Origin of the sequence: Pseudoalteromonas sp. R86517, from assembly GCF_042466295.1 — a bacterium.
GTDB lineage: Bacteria > Pseudomonadota > Gammaproteobacteria > Enterobacterales > Alteromonadaceae > Pseudoalteromonas > Pseudoalteromonas atlantica.
This window is the reverse complement of record NZ_JAXHCB010000001.1, coordinates 3,394,667-3,413,388: the sequence shown is the minus strand read 5'-3', so window position 1 is coordinate 3,413,388 and position 18,722 is coordinate 3,394,667. Positions and strand designations below refer to the sequence as shown.

The following is an 18,722-nucleotide window of genomic DNA, read 5'->3' as shown; positions in this document are numbered from 1 at the left end:
TTTTAAAGAGTTACAGAGCTAATTACTTAGCTGCTTTTTTCTCTTTTTCTGCAGCGATTACAGTGTCAGCTACGTTTTGTGGACATGCTGCGTAGTGTGAGAACTCCATAGAGAACTGACCACGACCTGATGTCATTGTACGTAGTGAACCGATGTAACCAAACATTTCTGATAACGGAACGTCTGCTTTAATGCGAACGCCAGTTAAACCAGCTTCTTGGTCGCTTAGCATACCACGACGACGGTTAAGGTCACCGATTACGTCACCAACGTGATCTTCTGGAGTGAACACGTCAACTTTCATGATTGGCTCAAGAAGTTGTGCGCCCGCTTTAGGGATCGATTGACGGAAAGCGCCTTTAGCAGCGATTTCGAATGCGATTGCAGATGAATCCACGGCGTGGAAGCCACCGTCGAAAAGTTCGACTTCAACGTCAAGTACTGGGAAGCCAGCTAGAACACCTTCGTTCATCATTGACTTGAAGCCTTTCTCAACTGCAGGCCAGAATTCTTTCGGTACGTTACCACCAACAACTGATGAAGTGAACGTGAAGCCTGAATTCGCTTCGCCTGGCTTGATGCGGTAATCAATTTTACCGAACTGACCAGAACCACCAGATTGTTTCTTATGCGTGTAGCTATCTTCGATTTCACGAGTGATAGTTTCACGGTAAGCAACCTGTGGTTGACCAACAATAAGGTCTACGCCGTAAGTACGCTTAAGGATATCTACTTTGATATCTAAGTGAAGCTCACCCATACCTTTAAGGATAGTTTCGCCTGAATCTTCATCAGTCTCAACTTGGAAAGACGGATCTTCTGCAACCATTTTACCGATAGCAATACCCATTTTCTCATTACCGCCTTTATCTTTAGGCTGTACAGCAATCGAGATTACTGGAGTTGGGAATACCATTGGCTCTAGAGTTACTTTGTCTTTCGGATCACATAGAGTGTGACCAGTTTGAACGTTTTTCATACCTACGATTGCAATGATGTCACCAGCTTGTGCGCTAGTTAACTCTTTACGTTCGTCAGCTTGCATCTCAACCATACGGCCAACACGCTCTGTTTTACCAGTAAACGAGTTAAGGATAGTGTCACCCTTGTTAAGTTTACCTGAGTAAATACGTACGAATGTTAATGCACCAAAACGGTCATCCATGATCTTAAATGCTAATGCTTTGAAAGACTCATCAGCAGATACGATTGCATGGTCGCCAGTTTCGTTACCTTCTTCATCCATAAGAGGTTGAGGGTCAACTTCTGTAGGAGATGGTAAGTAATCAACAACAGCGTCAAGTACTAGTTGAACACCTTTGTTTTTGAATGCAGAACCACAGAATGTAGGGAAGAAAGCAAGGTCACGAGTACCTTTACGGATACAACGCTTGATATCTTCTAAAGAAGGTACTTCACCTTCCATGTACGCTTCCATTAGGTCATCGTCTTGCTCTACAGCAGTTTCGATAAGCATTTCATGGTATTCGTCTACTTTGTCAACCATGTCTGCAGGAACGTCTGTGATTTCGTAGTTTTCAGGAAGACCAGTGTCATCCCAAACGTATGCTTTTTTAGTAAGAACGTCTACAACACCAACGAAGTCATCTTCAATACCGATTGGTAAAGTCATAACTAGTGGTACAGCACCAAGTACTTTACGTACTTGCTCAGTTACACGGTAAAAATCAGCACCCATACGGTCTAATTTGTTTACGAAGATAATACGTGCAACTTCTGATTCGTTAGCGTAACGCCAGTTAGTTTCTGATTGTGGCTCAACACCACCAGAACCACAGAATACACCAACACCGCCGTCTAATACTTTAAGTGAACGGTAAACTTCAACTGTGAAGTCAACGTGTCCAGGAGTATCGATAACGTTGAAACGGTGATCTTTCCAGAAACAGCTTACTGCCGCAGACTGGATAGTAATACCGCGCTCAGCTTCTTGATCCATGAAGTCAGTAGTAGATTCACCATCATGAACCTCACCTGTTTTATGGATAGTACCTGTAAGCTTCAGGATACGCTCAGTAGTAGTGGTTTTACCCGCATCAACGTGCGCGAAAATACCAATGTTTCTGTACTTCGATAAATCTGCCATTATTTTACTCTTAATAAAGTCGATAAATTATTCGGCGGGAGTATAGCATTACTTAAAGCGAACATCACCATACAAGTCGCTTAAAATGCAATCAATTCAATAAAATTTTTCTAGATTTACATCAAGCACTGGTTAAATAGCACTGATTATTATGTAACCCATTAAAAAGATTATGTTTTATTCTTGTAATCTGAAGGACACTCAGTTACTTAATTATTTTGTAACAACGCTCTGGCCTGCCAATACTACCGTAGCTTTGATCAGCACTTAACTTTTCAGACTCTAATAAAAACTCTAAATAGCGACGAGCAGTTGAGCGGCTTACCCCCACTAAATCGCCCATTTGCTGAGCAGTAAATGCACTTGAATCATGCTGTACGAATGCATCATGGATTTTTTGCAATGTAAGCTGGTCAACGCCTTTGGGCAACCTAATAGCACCCTGTTTTTTCTCTTTTGAGCCGAATAACACATCAACCATTGATTGGGTCACTTCGTTTGCATCAGAAAAACACTGTTGACGCGCCTCAAAGCGCGAAAGAGCTTGATCTAATCTATTTAACATTAACGGTTTAACTAAAAAATCACAGGCACCAAGTTGCATTGCTTTTTCAAGTGTTTCAACTTCTTTGGCAGCCGTTAGTAGCATCACTTCGCTCTTAATTTCACGACGCCGTAAATCTGATAATAAATCGAGTCCGTTACCATCAGGTAAATGTATATCGAGTAAAATAAGATCTGCCTCTATCGCTTGCAACAGAGCTGTTGCAGTACTTAAATTACCTGCAATTCCAACCACTTGGTACTGTCCTTGGCGTAAACTCTGTTTTGCAATTTGACTTCCCGCAGCGCCCCCCGGCAGTAATAAGTACTGGGCAATTAGCTGTGCAACTTCAACTTCGTCTTCAATTATAATTACAGAATAGATCATTGCTTAATTACTCTTATTATTTTGGAATATAAACACTTAACCGCGCCCCTAATAAATCCGACTCACCAATTTCTAAACTACCACGACAGGAGTCTAAATTGGTTTTTACTAAGTACAAACCAATACCGTGTTGCGCCCCAGACTTAGAACTAAATTGAGGCGTAAAAATGACTTCATGATCAGAGCCTAAACCAAACCCTGTATCTTCCACATCAAACAATAAAGTTTGACTGGTTTCGTCAACTGTTACCCTTACTTTAGCAGGGCGAGTATCAGATGCTCTAATAGCAGCTTCAATGGCGTTATCTATTAAATTGCCTAAAATAGAAACCACTCGTTCAAGCATATCCTTACGTTCTATAACACCAAGCAAACTATCTTGGTTAAGCTCAAGAGCAACATTAAGCTCTCGTGCTTTGTGGTATTTTCCCACCAATAAACCAGCTAATACGGGGTCTTGAATCCGCTCAAGTAAGTTGTGAATTTGTGCTTGAGAACCCTGACTTTCCTGCCCTATAAGTTCAATTGCTTGCTCGTTTTTGCCCATTTGTACTAAAGCACCAATTAGGTTTAATTTATTCGAGTAATCATGTGTTTGAACACGAAGTAACTCAGCAAATGCTTGTACTTTTGTTAGCTGCTGACTTAAATATTCCAGTTCATCAGACGGGCGCATACTGAGCAAAATACCATCACCCTGACCTTGAACTTGTAAAGAAAACCGCGACAAAATAATTCGTTTATCTGCAGCAAATAACTCAAACCCAACAATTTTGCGGCTTTGATTGCGCAGTAAAAACTCAGCATGCTCAGGCAATAGGTCTTCTAGAGTAAGGTTTTTATGGATTGTAGATGTAGGCTTATCAAGTATTTCGCAGGCACGTTGATTTAGTTTACGCACGGTTCCATCAGGCTCCAGTGCAATAATGCCGCTACGTACAGTGTTTAAAATAGCATCCTGCTCTGAAAATAATCTTGCTATCTCATCTGGTTGCAAACCAAATATAGCATTACGTACTCGTTGACCAATATAAACCGCGGCAATAATACTTAAACCAACAAGCATCAGCCCCCAAATAAGTATTTCAGCACTACGAGATAAAATAAGCGGATCAATTGATTGCACCAAAAAACCAACAGACACTAGGCCTATAATTTCATTGTTAGCATTATATACAGGTACTTTACCGCGAATTGACTCCCCCATGCTGCCATGAGCTACCGATATATAGCGCTCGCCTTGAAGGGCCTCCTGACTATCACCTCCAACCATAGGTTTGCCAACTTTGTGCTCATCAGGATGTATAATACGCAGTGCATTAATATCGCCAACCACTATAAAATCAGCGCTTGTTAGCTCCGTAAGGCTTTCTATTTGCAAATTAAATGCTGTTAAATCACCTTTTCCCTCTAACGCATTTATTACATCAGTTCGTGTTGCGACACTACTTGCTACAGCGAGTGCTTTATCACCTATGTGATTATGTAAACTTTGCGCCGTAAGCTGATACACCAACGCCCCAAACAATATTGCTTGTAAAACACATAGCCCAGTTACCCAAATAATTAAACGTGTTTCTAATCGTTTAGGTTTTTTTACCATGCTCTGCAATGGGCTTGGTTTGTTGGTGTTTGTCATTAACGTCCTTATTAAGCTTGCTCTTGCTGTAACCTAGAAGCTGTTTTATCCGCACGGCGCTGCTTCAAATAATCTTTTAATGGGAACAACAACACTAAAATAGAAAGTATAAAAATACTTAATGTGAGTGGCCTATCCCATAAAAAGCTTAATGAGCCATCCGAAATCATCATTGAGCGACGAAAGTTTCGCTCAATCATATCGCCTAAAATAAAGCCAAGTAACAAAGGAGCCATTGGAAAGGCCAATAGGCGTAATATTAACGCAACCAAGGCAACACCAACCATCATAAATAAGTCGAATGTGTTAAACGACACCAAGTACACGCCAATTAAACTAAAGAACAAAATCATAATGGTTAATACCGACTTTGGCATTGCTAATACTTTTGCAAAATAAGGAATGAGAGGTAGGTTTAAAATCAATAAAACAATGTTGCCAAAATACATGCTTACAATGACAGACCAAAATACACTTGGGTTTTCTTGCATGAGCATAGGGCCTGGCTGAATACCATATGCTATTAATGCTCCTAGCATAATGGCCGTCGTGCCAGAGCCAGGAATCCCCAATGTTAATAAAGGTACAAATGAGCCTGTGCATGCTGCATTATTTGCAGACTCAGGAGCGGCAAGACCACGTAAAGAGCCTTTTCCAAATTTTTCTTTTAGGCCTTTAGGTGCCAAATTTCGTTCAGTGGCATAGGCCATAAAGCTTGCAATAGTGGCTCCTGCGCCAGGTAAAACACCAACAATAAATCCTAAAAATGACGAACGGCCAACAACCGGCGCCATATCTTTAACTTCGCCTTTTGTTAATTTAGTTGAACCTATTTGCGGCGTATCTGAATCATTAAGACTTTTAGCGTCTTTCTTCTCTGGCTTAACAACATTAATTAATGCCTCAGCAAGTGCAAACGTTGCCATTGCAATTAATAAAAAGCTAATACCATCGAGTAAGTCGGCTTGTCCAAAGGTAAATCGCTCGGTGCCCGAGGATGGATCTATACCTACCGTTGCCAGCATTAAACCAAATACTGTCATCATCATTGCTTTTAAAAATTGGCCTTTATTTGAAAATGCAGCAATAGCTGTTAAACCTAAAAACATTAGCACAACATAATCAGGAGATTGAAAGCTCAACGACACCTTTGCTAGTAGAGGTGCGGCAACCATAAGTAGTATGGCGCCTATAGTTCCACCTATAAATGAGGAGTAAGCGGCAATAGCCAAGGCTTTACCAGCATGCCCTTGCTTTGCTAACGGATAGCCATCAAAAGATGAAGCCACCGTACCCGCCACCCCTGGCGCATTTATTAAAATGGATGATGTAGAGCCACCAAAAATAGCGCCATAATAAACCCCAGCCATTAAAATCATCCCTGAATCAGCACCTATGCTGTAAGTAATAGGGATCATCAATGCAATAGCAGTTATTGGCCCAAGCCCAGGTAACATACCAATAAAAGTACCCACCAAACAGCCTGCTATCACGTACATTAAATTATTAAAGTCGAGCACGGTCGACAAACCAAGCATAATTCCATCAAACATAACTTAACTCCATAAATCGCCCGGAACCAAGTAAATACCTAATACTTGAGTCATCAAAAACCAAAACACTACGGCAACAGGAATAGAGGCAAACAATAGAATCTTCTTGCGCCTTTCACCCATTACAAAAAAACCCGCTAATAAAAAGGCGCTGGTCGAGATTAAAAAGCCAACAGGCTCCAACATTGCACTATAAATCACCATTAAAACTAATAAGCCTAAAGTTCGTACGACATGCGACTTTTCTAGAGGCTGGTTTTCTGCCGCTTTTTCGTTTGGCTTAAGCAAAGTAGAACCGATAGAAAGCAAGCACACCACAATGCCAAAAGCTGCGTATACTTTTGGTAATGTAGCAGAAGTAACCGTTTCGTATTCTTCAAATGGTAATAGTGGAATTTGCCACGCCACAATGGCGTAGAGTGTAAATAGCGCCAAGAATAAACTTGGCCCTAGTAGTTCGCGATTCATCATAAAAACCTCGATTAATCCGCTTTACGAATAAAGCCAAGCTCTTGCATTACCACTTTAAGCTGTGCTTCTTGTTTTTCGAGTGACTGGATAAATTCATCTTTTTCTTGAAAGAGATTTAACCAGCCATTTCGTGCGCGAACAGTTTCCCACTCAGGAGTTGATTGTAATTTACGAAGTTTCTCGGTGTATTGAGCAAGTTTATCGGCAGGTAAATTAGGAGCAGCAAAAAAGCCGCGCCAATTAACAAACTCCATATCGTAACCCATCGACTTTAACGTAGGTATTTTAGGGTAATCCGCTAAAGCTTCTGGCGATGTAACTGCTAACACCCTCGCCTGCCCGCCATTTGCAACTTCTAACGCCTCGCTTAAACCGGTAGAAAGTAAGTTTACTTCACCAGAGAGTAAACCAGCTTTTGCTTTACCACCGCCATCGTAAGGAATGTAACGAATTCTGCGGCCATCAACCCCGCCTGCTTTAGCCGCTTGTGCAGCAACTAAGTGATCCATACTGCCACGGGCAGAACCACCCGCTACTTTAATTGAGCTTGGGTCTTCTTTAAGCGCTTTAATAACATCCTGCCAGGTTTTATAGGGCGAATCGTTACGAACAACAAAGGCACCAAAATCAGCAATCATATTGGCTACGGGAGTTAAATCTCGGTAGCTATAGGGAATTTTCCCCGTTAAGGCGCGCAATACAATAGGCGTTGAATTAACCATTAATATATCGCCTTTTTTAGTACCTGATTCTATTAAGTAGGCAATGGCGCGCCCGCCGCCACCGCCCGACATATTCTGAAAAGACGCATTATTATCAATGCCAGCCTTTACTAAACCTTCACCTACACCGCGCGCAGTTGTATCCCATCCGCCACCTGGGCCTGCTGGTACTAAAAAGTGAATATCGGCCAATGCCATAGGGCTGCTTAGTACTAATGATGCCGCTAATAATGTTGTTTTAACTGACTTAAATAATTTCATTGTGTGTCCCCTTAAAATAAATACTGCATACGTGCACTAAATCCCATACCAGAGTCTTCATCACCTACAAGCGCAGCGGTACCTGGGCCATCTACATCGCTATAGATAAGATTGCCCATAAATTTAATGTCACTACTAACGTAATAGCTTGTACCAAGTGTGTAGGTAGTTACTTCGCTACCTTGGTTTTTACTCGTTGCATCCATTTGCGAAACTCGAGCAACTAACTCCCATGCATTTTTAATATTTTTAGGTTGTACAAATAGTGCAGAGCCAGCTTTATACTGTCGTTGCTCACCCCCTAAAAAGTAACTTGCTGAGATATGAAAGCCGTCAAAGCGCTCGCCATCTAGATCATCGCTGCTATTGAGCGCATCTAAAGCACGGCTTGCGTATTCTGCCTCTAATGTTAAAGAGTCAGCCTGAAAAGCAAATTCAAGCCCAGACTGTGATAAGCTATCCAGTGCTACCGCTGTGCCGCCTGTAGCATAATTAACAAGGCGTACATTAGTTTCGCGCACTTCACCACGCGCAAAACGCTCGCCTAGTTCATTGCCACCCATATCACGGTATGAATGCCATGCACCTAAATGAATCACGTCACCAGGTGCTGCACTTGACCACGTAGCACGCCCTGTAATAGCAAGTGTTAGACGGTCGTTTTCATCGTTACCCGTTGCACCAAAGGCATCATTTTTATAAACCCCAACGGCATATCGAAAGCCTGAGTCTTTAAAGTATTGATAAGCAGATACGCCCCAACGGAAAAAAGGCGAGAAAGTATTAGCAAGCGTACTACGCTCAATAGTATTAATGTGCTTTGAACTAGTAAGTGCGTTTAGCGACATGTCTTCACGGATTTTACCCGCTTTAATTTTAAGACCGTTTTCAAAGGCGTAACGCACGCGGGCAAGTACAATTTCGGCATCCCCTTCGCCAAATTCTAAAAGTAATTTGTGATCCCAGTTTCCATGCTCGCTCTCTACGTAGGTACGAATACGACGAGGGAAGAAGTCGCTCCCACCTGAGCCATCATTACCTGCGTTATAGGCACCTTCAAAATAGTTGTAATCAAGTTGTACTCGTCCTCCAAACTCCAAATTAAAGCCACTTGATGTTTTTAAAGAGTTAACTTCTTTTTGCAATGCATCTAATTGTGCTTGTAGTTTTTGAGTATCGTTATCGGCTAAAGCTGATGTGCTAGCCAACGCTGCTGTAATTGTTAAAGCGAGCTGTGTGTTACTTGCTTTCATTATTTTCTCCAGCTGTGTTTGTATCTTTATTGTCAGGTAGATAAGCGACGACAAACTGCTATCTAAAGCGCAGCTTATTGTTAACGTGAAATTAACGAAATATTTTGAGGGAAAGGTGCATTGATGACGGTAAAGTACATTTTGTTCATAAAAACCATGAACAAAATAGACATAAACAAAAACTAATAAGAAGGGTCGTGAAGTACACCTATGCGATGACTAAAAAACGCACTTAATAAAATAAGAATTATTTGCATTTAGGTGTTGACAGTTTATTAGATCTAACTGATAATCAATATCAACAAGACGGGAATGCATACCCACTTGTGACGGAATGAACTAATTTGTTTCTCGACCCTGAAACAACGTGTGGCGCACGTAAACAGCTATGGTTACTTGTTATGAACCGCAACGCCCCTTGATGTTGATGATAAGTAACCGCCCTACTATTTTACTTGCTACATTGCTCATATCGGTGACGGTAGATATGAAACTAAAAAAGCCCTTACGGGCTTTTTTTATGTCTGTAATTTAGTAAGTAACATACTCACATAAATTCACAGATTAACGGCGGTTTTTACGCGCACGTGCACGGCGCTGCTTTTTCTCTTCTTCTTTAGCGGCTTTTTTGGCCTCTGCAGCGGCGCGTAAGCCAGCTACCATAATTTCTTCTTCTTCACGCATGGCTGGGGTTTCCATGGTAATACGGCCGATAATCCCATCACGTAATTCGTTAATCAGTATTTCAGACATTTTATAGGTGTCTATTTGGTTACCGCCACGAATACAACCACGCTTTTTACCGGCCATTTCTACAAACTCCCAGTCACTTTCTGGCAGTTCATCTATTTTATAGCGTGCTTTTAAAAGCTCTGGGTAGGCTTTTAATAAATACTCTGCGGTATAACTTGCCACATCTTCGTATTCAAGCGCTGTGTCACGTATTGCACCGGTGGCACCTAAACGATAACCCGAGTTCTCATTTTCTACTTTAGGCCACAGCATACCTGGCGTGTCGTAAAGCATAATGCCGTCTTCAAGCTTAATACGTTGCTGCGCTTTTGTTACCGCAGGCTCGTTACCCGTTTTTGCAACTATGCGGCCAGCTAATACGTTAATTAACGTTGATTTGCCCACATTTGGAATACCCATGATCATGGCTTTAATTTGCTTATCGGCGCCCACTTTATGTGGCACCAACTTTTTACAAAGCTCATTAATGCGGTGCACCTCAGCGGCTTTATCATGACCAAACGCAATGGCTTTAACGCCACTTTCTTGCTCAAAATAGTCTTTCCACGCTTGGGTCATTTTAGGGTCGGCTAAATCAGCCTTATTTAAAATTTTGATGACCGGCTTGCCTTCACGAAGCGTAGTTACCATAGGGTTTTCACTACTGTAAGGAATGCGTGCATCAAGCACTTCAATGATCACATCCATTTGCGGCATTATTTCTTTAATCTCATTACGGGCTTTATTCATGTGCCCAGGGAACCACTGTATTCCTGCTCTACTCATTTGATTTATATGACCTTTAGTTAAAGGCCGCAGCCTATGGGTACTAATGTGGGTACTAAAAGTAAAACTATGCTTTTGTACTTTTCGTAATAATAAGTAAGTTTACTACAGAAGAGAGGTTTAGTGCTTCTAAAAATAAAAAGAGTAATAAAACCAACGTAACCTAGTACTATAGGTAATGTAATTACTTTTAATCATAATAAAAGGAACTTAGTATGACGCTCATAACCTCTATAAAAGATCACCCTAGCTACAAAAAATATTCCGTAAATTGGGCAGATGATGTATCTCCTGCATTTTTTAAGTTGTTAGAACTTTATAATCAAAAGAGTTTAGATATATATTTTCGCGACCCCGTCAATAAATGGGAAATATGTGTAGGCAGAAGAGAACATGATGCATGTCGGGCTATTGGGAGTTATATTGTTTTTAGATTCACCAATACTGGTATTGAGTATAAGTTTAAGTTTAATGTAAACTCTTTGGTCTTGGCGCCTGATGAGGGTAAACTTACGGAGCAAACATTTTCAGAACGTAATGAGCTAGAGCATTTAAATAATTTCATAGCTAAATTTAATATCACTCGCACACCGAATATCCCTACCGATTACACCAATACAGAAGCACTACACTTTGACAGTTTTTTCAGTGCAATGATTTCTTCATGCCAAATTGATCGTAATGATTGGTACATAGGCTATAAAAAAATTGTTAGCGCAGTATCAAGCGCTAAACACGAAACTGACATAAGCGATCAACTACTATCGGATCTTTGGTATAGCCGAGACAATGATATCTCAAGCTTAAACCAAGGTGCATTATCCGAAAGTGAGTTCGAATTATCTAAAAGTACCTTAAAAAGTATTACTCAGAAAATAATCGATGACCAAACCTCGGCATCTTATGACGAATGTATCGATGCATTACAAAAACTCAAAGACGATGGCAAAGTAAGGGTATTGCATACAGCATTGCTTAATCGTGTTTTTGCAGCCATCGCCCCTAAATATTTCTCTACTACTGTTACTGATCAAAAACTTAAATATATATGCTCATATTTCACCCAAAAATGGGGGTTTAAATATCAATACTCTAACTGGTTCGACGCCAATATTCGATTAAAGGAATTTATCCGTAATAACATAGATCATGAATATGATGAGCTACTTATTAATATCGTTCTTTGGGTAGTTTACGAAGAAGAATATTTAAAGACTTTAGCATTAGAAAAAGGTGATGATGTAACACTAAAAACAGCTATAAGAAAGCAAATTGAATCTATAGAGATTCAATATCGAGAAGCTGAATTAGAGGGGCAGTTTCTTCAGTGGTTACATAACTCAGAATATAGTCACAATACGATTGCAAAGCAAAGCGAAGACTTAGGACGTGCCCACATTCGTGATGTAGTTCTAAAGAACACAGAAACGAACGCAAACATTGTTGCTGAGCTAAAATTTAAATCAAATGCTAAAGAGGATATTGAAGCCGCTATTGGTCAATTACTTCGATATGCTTTATATCCAGGCACAGAAGATTGTAGTGAAATATGGGTTGTTGGTGGTAATTATCCACTCACTGAAGACTTAGCATGGTTCAGCGAAATTAAACAACACGTAAACTTAGAATTGAAGTATTTCTACAAAGATTCGCAAAGTAACCAGTTCGTCGAAGGGTAACCTCAGTAAGTTAATATGATATTCAAAGCACGGCATAAAAGGGAAGCATTAAGCTTCCCTTTAAAATAATTTTAAGTTGTTTGTGCTTTAAGTTCAACCAGTCCTCTTATTTGAGCTTGTTCCAAGCAGCAAGAATATAGGCAAATTTCATTTAAATGCGAATCAAAATGGTGGCAACTTGTTTATTAAGAAACTAAATTACTTTGCTGTACATGGTTATTTGGACTTTTGACTGTATGTTAATATTTTTCAACAGTCTTGATTCCTACGCCTTGTATCGATAGAAGCTGATATATACGGTCTACCTCAATTGCTTCTAAAATTCTTTCAATATAATAGCTTTGTATAATTAACAAGCTAATACTTACCTTTGAACCAATTAATTAAAGTTTCCCTATCTTTAAAAAACCAATACACACAAAAAGCTATGAAATAGCATAAAGTCATCACCAAAAACACTTTCACAAAGTATTGAAGAGTTATAAGTACCAGATTTGTTAGGCTTATGTACTCATTCTCATAAAATGCAAACAGAAAACATGAGAACCCAGTAAATGACATTAAGGTTAAAGCCATTACGAGTTTACTTATACCGAAGTCAAACTGTAATTTAATAATAATTAAAGTCAAAGTTAACGCAGGCACAAGCCAAAACACATTTTCATTCATCTATTCACCCTTAAAGTAATAACGATTTCTCTATAAAGTTTAATTTATTACCTCTTCTTATAGTTATCTTGGAAACTTCCAAAAGTCAGTTTGCATATGTATTTAACTTATTAGACATTAAAATATTTCAAAAAAGCCTTGCAATTCAGATCTCAATTATTAAAGTTCCTATGCGGTTCAAACATAACTTAACTAGGAACTCTAATGAATCGCATTGCTTACAAACTACAATCTATCAAGAACAGTCTCTTATCATTTGCCTCTGAAGGCAAAGTCGAAAGCTCAAACTACTCACCCTACCTGCAACTAATTAAACCTTTCATGGATATATCTAAAAGGGCAAATTTACGAGCCTTTTCTAGAATGAAGGCCGATTGTTTGATGATTGAAGTAAAACGTAAAGGGATAAAACTAGACACCGGCATTTGTAATTGTAGTGATGATGTTGAACTAGAGATGTTAAGGGAGTCTAGTTACGCATTTTACAAAAGCATCTTTCTCAGGAACCAGGTTCATAATCTTACTGATCTCTCCGTATTTAAAGAAAAAGCTATATTAGCCTTTAAAAAACTTAAATATAAAATAACAATTATCGATGATGAGCTACTTATAGCATCAAAAGGCAAAAATACAGCAGTTGTTCAATTAGGCGTTAACTCTACTTTTAAAGGACTGCAAGATATTTCTTGGAACGCAGAAAGAGTTGGGCTTTTAGAGAAAGCAAAACAAAACCATAATGCATCGGCGGCTATTTATTTGACTCCTGGCTCGACTTCAAAACAGTTTAGACAAATTGAGAAACAATCTGATGTTTTTGTTTTAACAGGCTGGGATATTGTTCAGTTATTTGCTGAAACAAAGATCACACCTTTATCATATTCAGCATAGAAGGCTGAAGCTATGAGCCTAATGATCCAGCATATCGAACTAAACTCCAAAGCTAACACCAGTCATAAACTAAGATTTCAATTAACAATTTATTTAGCTGATACAGAAAATAATTTAAGTAAAAAAACTATATATCTTCCTTGTAAAGAGGCCACTTATCTGTGGGCTTGGCTTGATGCTAAGGGAGTGCAAAAAAGGTCGAATACAAAGGCGCTTGGTTACAATAAAGCTGGAAAGTTAGCTCGATTAATAAGTAGTAGCGACATACATAGCCTTAGCTTTAAATCTGACTTTGAGGCATATGCTTTTTTTAAAAAGCACTTTGACAGTTCATTTCTTTCTTTACTACTTGGTAAAGACCATGACGAAATAGCAACAAAGTTAGAAGAGAACAATAACTACAAGGTACTTGGAGGTTACTTAGGTGGTGAAACCGAAAGTAAAGACAAAACTAGATTTAAGACCTTCTTATTAAAAAACCTGCAAGATTCCAATTTAGTTAATCAATTACTCCCGCAGCCACTTAAAAATAGAAGTGGTAAACGAATTCAAAATCAGTTCCAGTTCACAATTTCAAACTACAAAATTTTATAAGGATTTACAGCTATGGGCAAAGTACTCGTTGGTATTTTAATATTTATTACTTCATTTTTTTTTATTGCAAAAGTCTCAGTATTAATTGGTATGTTAATACTTATATGGGGTAAGTGTTGTATTATACAGGGATTAGCTACCTGGGGAGATAGCCCTGAAGTAGATACTTACAGGCGACCAATGTCTGCCACAGAACAAAAGCATATGAGAATTGCGCGTAATAGAGCAGCAATAAATCGTAGTAAAGCACGTAGCCAATCAAGTAATAGTTACTCAGGCTCTACTACATCTAGTTTGAGTTCAAATAGCTGCACTTCTAGCGGCGATGATATCGTTATTAACCCTGCGAGTGGTCTAGTAATGAACGGGGGATACGGTGGGTTTGATTCAGAAGGGAATACTTACGGTACAGATAGCCATCACGATAGTAATTACTAATTAAAATTGTGAAATAGATCATACTAGCTGAGGCTTAAATCCAAGGCCTTACGGTCATCTATTAATAACAAAACTAGCTTAACAGCCAAATTTCATAGCTAAAGGTAATTGTGGGAGCCATAATTTCAATGGCCCCTCAAAAAACCACTGTAAAACACATCAAAAATTGTGGCAACTTGGTTATTATGAAAATAAATCACTCTGTTGCACATGATTATTAAGCTTTTGACTATATAAAAATATCTTTTCAACAGTCTTAATGCCCACACCTTGTATCGATAAAAGCTGATTTAGTTGATATATACGGCCTTCCTTAATTGCTTCTAAAATTCTTTCAATATAGATAATTTTTACTCCACTCTCTGCGGATATTTGTTCACTTGATAAAGGCGTTATTTTATTAGCAAATTCGACATACAAATCATCATTAGCTGTTTCGGAATATTCATAAATTTCGATATCTATATCAAGGCTTGATAAGTATGAGTCCATAATAGCAAGACTAACCTTGCTATCTAGCCCGCCTCGCCCCCCGCCTAACACAGGAAAAGCTATCGACTTTATATTTTTATCTTGATAGGTATCTACAAACTTTTTAAGACCCTGGTGAAGGTATGACTCTTTTGACGGATATTTCCAGCTCAACTTAGTCGGAAAATTTAAAACCGATTTAAGCTCTGATTTATATATCCACAGGAGTCCTATATCTAGTTTTTTTGCATCACATAAAGCTTCATACTTTGTAAACATCTCTGGGTAGCGTAATTTAAACTCTAAAGCTAACCCAGCCCCCATAACCCCATCACAATTAACAGGGTTTACTAGGCAACTGCATTTAGAATTAAATATATTTCCACTTATGACTTCAACACCCATATTTTATGGCCTTAATTTTTTATGTATTTTACTATTAGAAAAAAAGCATGGGATCAACAGCAACGTTGATATGTATTTTTTTGTCTTCGCATACTTTTATTATGCGCTGCTGTACTTCTATATCCTGACAGTAAATACAATGAAGCTTATCAATAGCTACCTTCTCATAAATCAAACATTCACTCATCATTTTTGATTTTAGGTCTAAATCTACAACCCCATTTATCTTCCAACTCGAACTAAAAATTGCACTCCAATTAAATGACGCTAATTCATGTATATATGGTGTAAATGTAGAAGCTATGGTAGAAGCATTACCGTTCGAAAAAATAGTTTTGGGAGATGCTATAGCTTCCTTATAAAAAGATAAAATAATAACTTCTGCTCCAAACTCTTTTTGAACCTGAAATAGCATCGCATTTCTAACGTTAAAATAAAAAGGTACGTAGTCATGTATTGAGTGTTTATGTATGGGCTCTTTTTTTGCTCTTCTTGCATTTACTAAACTATTACTGATATCAACTGTTTGTGCTTTATTATTGTGAGGCAATAAGCCTTTAGAGAGTATGCCCGGAAGATTGGCAGTATGTGTAATGTGCATTAAATAGTTAATGTTTAATCGATCAAACAAAGGACGTTTGAAATTACATAGCACAGTATGAAGGTCATCACATGACCACACAACCCACCGATCACCTTGGCCATTTGTTCGATACCTGCCACCAAACAGCTTTCCCTTATCAGTTAAGTGATATTTCTTATCTTTAAAAAAAAGTAGCTCGTATTCGATTAGGTATTTAAAAAAATCAGATGTGCTTTTTATTCCATTAGCTTTGCATAGCATTGTTGTAGATAGTAAGTCTGTAGCTACTTGAATCGCCCCGTGTTTGCCAGAGACTCAATAACTTGAGAAACTGGAACTATGAAAAAATCAAATCGCTATACATCAGAATTTCGTGAACGTGCAATTAGGCTTGTTACCACACAACAGCATGAATACCCTTCTCTTTGGGCTGCGCTAGTATCGATTTCAGATAAACTGGGATGTACCCCAGAAACACTTAGAGCATGGGTCAAGAAATCTCAAGCTCAACCGTCTAAACCCTCTTCTAATACGCAATCAACTGAAGAACGCCTTGCCGTCTTAGAGCGCGAGAATAAAGAGCTCAAGCGAACGAATGATATCCTGAGGCAAGCTGCCGCTTTTTTCGCCCAAGCGGAGCTCGACCGCAAACAGAAGTAATAGCGGATTTTATTGATGCTTGCAGAGAGCATTACGGTGTCGAGTCAATTTGCAAGGAATTGCCGATTGCACCATCAACGTATTATTCTCATAAACAGATACAAAGAGAGCCTGAGCGACTGTCTAACCGCAAAAAGCGTGATGCTGAGCTGATAATACTCATTCGCGAAGTGTGGGAGGATAATATGTCAGTTTATGGTGCAAGAAAAATATGGAAGCAGCTACAGCTTGACGACCATCAAGTCGCCCGCTGTACAGTCGAACGATTGATGCGAGTTATGGGAATTCAAGGTGTTCGTCGGGGTAAAGCACATAAGACAACGATACCTGACGAGCAACAAGATAAGCCACTTGATTTAGTTAATCGTCAATTTACTGCTGAGCAGCCAAATCAACTTTGGGTAGCTGACATCACCTATGTTGCCACATGGAGTGGGTTTGTTTATGTCGCTTTCGTGATAGATGTTTTTTCACGATACATTGTAGGTTGGCGTGTATCAACGACAATGCACACAGAGCTTATTCTTGATGCGTTAGAGCAAGCTATTTGGCATCGTGGCAACCCCGAAGGGTTAATTCACCACAGCGACAGAGGCAGCCAATATTTGTCTATACGATACACTGAGCGACTTGCTGAAGCTGGAATTCAAGCGTCTGTAGGCAGTGTGGGTGACTCTTATGACAATGCATTGGCTGAAACAATAAATGGATTATTTAAAACAGAGATTATTCGCAGAAATGGCCCGTGGAAGAATGTTGATGCTGTTGAATACGCAACGTTAGAGTGGGTCAATTGGTTTAATAATCAACGCTTATTATCTTCAATTGGGTATATTTCACCAGCTCAATATGAAACAGACTACTATGATAATTTAAACGAGTCAGGTAAAGTGGCCTGACTTAAACAAACTGGTCTCCGATGAACTCGGGGCGATTCAACTTGCTCTTTTTCATTCTTAGCTTCAACATTTTTTTTATGCTTTAGTATTGTCTGTCTTAATTTATATTTGGTATTAATATAATGCTTACTTTTGGCTAGTTGTACTCTCTGGTGTTTTTTTTGTTGTAGTAGTTCCGAAGAATCGCCTTGAGGATTAATAGCTAACCTGTTTTCACCACCTACATTTTCAAGCTTTGACAGCTCATCATTTTTTGAGATATTTAACTTGTGAAGCTCATCATTAAAATTATAGGTTAATTCTCCTACTTCTTTTCTAACAGTAGAAACACTATGAGTATTTGGTCCCTCACCTCTTTCAACATGATCATCCTGACTATTTTTATCACTGGCTATTTCATCAAATAACTCATCTTTTTTAGATTGCGGTCTAATCTGTTTAGGTTCTTTCTTGCTTTCAAGTACGTTTACTATAGGCGCCTTTGCCCTAGCCCTCAAAGCCTCTAACTTTAACCTATTAATCTCTCCTTGAGTTCTCCTCTTATAAGCCTCAGCATCTTTCTCAAACTTTGCTGCCTTTTCATCAAAAGATTCAGCAAAATTTACCAAACGATCTAAAGTAGGTATTTTGGTAGAGTTAGTACCATCTTCAGTATGAGAATATGTACTTTTAGAAGGCCTTGTATTATTTTTTGGCGCTGATTTATCAACTGATGGATTTTTTTTGAGCTTATTAATTAGAGTGCCTAAAGCAACTGTAATTAATAAAACATGAGGCATAGCTGCTATCAAGCAGATTGGGTTTAAACACAAACCAAAAAAAAGTAATTGATTAATAAACATTACAAAAATAAATGTACCAGTATATAAACTGGCAATTTTTTTAGTCTTAGCCCAAAGAGCATTTAGCCATTTCATTTAGTTACCCAGCATATCCTAGTTATATCCTTATAAAACTCTTAATCCTTCCACTATTCACATA

The 18,722-nt window shown here is 38.8% G+C and carries 16 protein-coding genes and 1 other annotated feature; of the genes, 5 read left to right on the top strand and 11 right to left on the bottom strand.

Features of this window, described 5'->3' with window-relative positions; translation table 11 throughout:
* Positions 1 to 22 precede the first annotated feature (22 nt).
* The 8 genes from fusA to ylqF all read right to left on the bottom strand — a co-directional run bounded on the left by fusA (position 23) and on the right by ylqF (position 10,455).
* Entirely contained in the window at positions 23 to 2,107 is a 2,085-nt protein-coding gene (fusA, locus tag SJY38_RS15390; protein ID WP_377110136.1) for an elongation factor G, read from the bottom strand.
* A gap of 205 nt (positions 2,108 to 2,312) precedes the next feature.
* The gene (locus tag SJY38_RS15385) at positions 2,313 to 3,038 is read right to left on the bottom strand and encodes a response regulator (RefSeq protein ID WP_377110135.1); all 726 of its coding nucleotides are present in this window, start codon (positions 3,036 to 3,038) and stop codon (positions 2,313 to 2,315) included.
* Positions 3,039 to 3,054: 16 nt separating this feature from the next.
* Positions 3,055 to 4,677, bottom strand: coding sequence for an ATP-binding protein (locus SJY38_RS15380; protein WP_377110134.1), 1,623 nt, complete (start codon positions 4,675 to 4,677; stop codon positions 3,055 to 3,057).
* A gap of 11 nt (positions 4,678 to 4,688) precedes the next feature.
* Entirely contained in the window at positions 4,689 to 6,230 is a 1,542-nt protein-coding gene (locus SJY38_RS15375; RefSeq protein WP_273587891.1) for a tripartite tricarboxylate transporter permease, read from the bottom strand.
* Positions 6,231 to 6,233: 3 nt separating this feature from the next.
* Positions 6,234 to 6,701, bottom strand: coding sequence for a tripartite tricarboxylate transporter TctB family protein (locus tag SJY38_RS15370; RefSeq protein ID WP_004587461.1), 468 nt, complete (start codon positions 6,699 to 6,701; stop codon positions 6,234 to 6,236).
* Between the two features lie 11 nt (positions 6,702 to 6,712).
* A complete protein-coding gene (locus SJY38_RS15365; RefSeq protein ID WP_126008605.1) occupies positions 6,713 to 7,684 on the bottom strand; it encodes a tripartite tricarboxylate transporter substrate binding protein in 972 nt (323 codons plus the stop codon).
* 11 nt (positions 7,685 to 7,695) lie between these two features.
* Positions 7,696 to 8,937 (bottom strand): OprO/OprP family phosphate-selective porin, encoded by a 1,242-nt coding sequence (locus SJY38_RS15360; protein ID WP_377110133.1) that lies wholly within the window; start codon positions 8,935 to 8,937, stop codon positions 7,696 to 7,698.
* 564 nt (positions 8,938 to 9,501) lie between these two features.
* The gene (ylqF, locus tag SJY38_RS15355) at positions 9,502 to 10,455 is read right to left on the bottom strand and encodes a ribosome biogenesis GTPase YlqF (protein ID WP_282337693.1); all 954 of its coding nucleotides are present in this window, start codon (positions 10,453 to 10,455) and stop codon (positions 9,502 to 9,504) included.
* A 215-nt stretch (positions 10,456 to 10,670) separates the two neighbouring features.
* Here ylqF and SJY38_RS15350 point away from each other — a divergent pair, with 215 nt between their 5' ends.
* From SJY38_RS15350 to SJY38_RS15335, 4 genes are all read left to right on the top strand, one after another.
* The gene (locus SJY38_RS15350) at positions 10,671 to 12,134 is read left to right on the top strand and encodes an ATPase (RefSeq protein WP_377110132.1); all 1,464 of its coding nucleotides are present in this window, start codon (positions 10,671 to 10,673) and stop codon (positions 12,132 to 12,134) included.
* Between the two features lie 873 nt (positions 12,135 to 13,007).
* On the top strand, positions 13,008 to 13,691 hold the full coding sequence (locus SJY38_RS15345; protein ID WP_377110131.1) for a hypothetical protein: 684 nt from the start codon (positions 13,008 to 13,010) through the stop codon (positions 13,689 to 13,691).
* Positions 13,692 to 13,712: 21 nt separating this feature from the next.
* Complete coding sequence (locus tag SJY38_RS15340) at positions 13,713 to 14,285, top strand: hypothetical protein (RefSeq protein ID WP_377110130.1); 573 nt, start codon at positions 13,713 to 13,715, stop codon at positions 14,283 to 14,285.
* Between the two features lie 180 nt (positions 14,286 to 14,465).
* Entirely contained in the window at positions 14,466 to 14,723 is a 258-nt protein-coding gene (locus tag SJY38_RS15335) for a hypothetical protein (protein WP_377110129.1), read from the top strand.
* Positions 14,724 to 14,906: 183 nt separating this feature from the next.
* Here the strand turns inward: SJY38_RS15335 and SJY38_RS15330 are convergent, their stop codons facing one another.
* Entirely contained in the window at positions 14,907 to 15,599 is a 693-nt protein-coding gene (locus tag SJY38_RS15330) for a macro domain-containing protein (RefSeq protein WP_377110128.1), read from the bottom strand.
* Positions 15,600 to 15,633: 34 nt separating this feature from the next.
* Positions 15,634 to 16,443: a DUF4433 domain-containing protein gene (locus SJY38_RS15325; RefSeq protein ID WP_377110127.1), complete on the bottom strand. Its 810-nt coding sequence runs from the start codon at positions 16,441 to 16,443 to the stop codon at positions 15,634 to 15,636.
* A 78-nt stretch (positions 16,444 to 16,521) separates the two neighbouring features.
* On the opposite strand from SJY38_RS15325, the gene SJY38_RS15320 reads away from it, so the two are divergent.
* Positions 16,522 to 17,741, top strand: a protein-coding gene (locus tag SJY38_RS15320) for an IS3 family transposase (RefSeq protein ID WP_232510977.1) whose coding sequence is annotated in 2 segments (ribosomal slippage) — positions 16,522 to 16,810 and positions 16,810 to 17,741 — 1,221 coding nt in all. Because the reading frame shifts where the segments join, the coding sequence is not laid out codon by codon here.
* Positions 16,800 to 16,916, top strand: a sequence feature (AL1L pseudoknot). Its footprint overlaps the gene before it by 117 nt.
* Here SJY38_RS15320 and SJY38_RS15315 read toward each other — a convergent pair.
* The gene (locus tag SJY38_RS15315) at positions 17,705 to 18,658 is read right to left on the bottom strand and encodes a hypothetical protein (protein WP_377110126.1); all 954 of its coding nucleotides are present in this window, start codon (positions 18,656 to 18,658) and stop codon (positions 17,705 to 17,707) included. The two genes, SJY38_RS15320 and SJY38_RS15315, sit on opposite strands and share 37 nt — an antisense overlap.
* Positions 18,659 to 18,722 lie beyond the last annotated feature (64 nt).

Excerpts from the sequence above, each read along its gene's own strand:
- SJY38_RS15365 (WP_126008605.1), bottom strand. The coding sequence starts at position 7,684 with ATGAAATTATTTAAGTCAGTTAAAACAACATTATTAGCGGCATCATTA.
- SJY38_RS15385 (WP_377110135.1), bottom strand. The coding sequence starts at position 3,038 with ATGATCTATTCTGTAATTATAATTGAAGACGAAGTTGAAGTTGCACAG.
- SJY38_RS15340 (WP_377110130.1), top strand. The coding sequence starts at position 13,713 with ATGATCCAGCATATCGAACTAAACTCCAAAGCTAACACCAGTCATAAA.
- SJY38_RS15330 (WP_377110128.1), bottom strand. The coding sequence starts at position 15,599 with ATGGGTGTTGAAGTCATAAGTGGAAATATATTTAATTCTAAATGCAGT.
- ylqF (WP_282337693.1), bottom strand. The coding sequence starts at position 10,455 with ATGAGTAGAGCAGGAATACAGTGGTTCCCTGGGCACATGAATAAAGCC.
- SJY38_RS15325 (WP_377110127.1), bottom strand. The coding sequence starts at position 16,443 with ATGCTATGCAAAGCTAATGGAATAAAAAGCACATCTGATTTTTTTAAA.
- SJY38_RS15350 (WP_377110132.1), top strand. The coding sequence starts at position 10,671 with ATGACGCTCATAACCTCTATAAAAGATCACCCTAGCTACAAAAAATAT.
- SJY38_RS15345 (WP_377110131.1), top strand. The coding sequence starts at position 13,008 with ATGAATCGCATTGCTTACAAACTACAATCTATCAAGAACAGTCTCTTA.
- SJY38_RS15380 (WP_377110134.1), bottom strand. The coding sequence starts at position 4,677 with ATGACAAACACCAACAAACCAAGCCCATTGCAGAGCATGGTAAAAAAA.
- SJY38_RS15335 (WP_377110129.1), top strand. The coding sequence starts at position 14,466 with ATGTCTGCCACAGAACAAAAGCATATGAGAATTGCGCGTAATAGAGCA.
- SJY38_RS15360 (WP_377110133.1), bottom strand. The coding sequence starts at position 8,937 with ATGAAAGCAAGTAACACACAGCTCGCTTTAACAATTACAGCAGCGTTG.
- SJY38_RS15370 (WP_004587461.1), bottom strand. The coding sequence starts at position 6,701 with ATGATGAATCGCGAACTACTAGGGCCAAGTTTATTCTTGGCGCTATTT.
- SJY38_RS15375 (WP_273587891.1), bottom strand. The coding sequence starts at position 6,230 with ATGTTTGATGGAATTATGCTTGGTTTGTCGACCGTGCTCGACTTTAAT.
- fusA (WP_377110136.1), bottom strand. The coding sequence starts at position 2,107 with ATGGCAGATTTATCGAAGTACAGAAACATTGGTATTTTCGCGCACGTT.
- SJY38_RS15315 (WP_377110126.1), bottom strand. The coding sequence starts at position 18,658 with ATGAAATGGCTAAATGCTCTTTGGGCTAAGACTAAAAAAATTGCCAGT.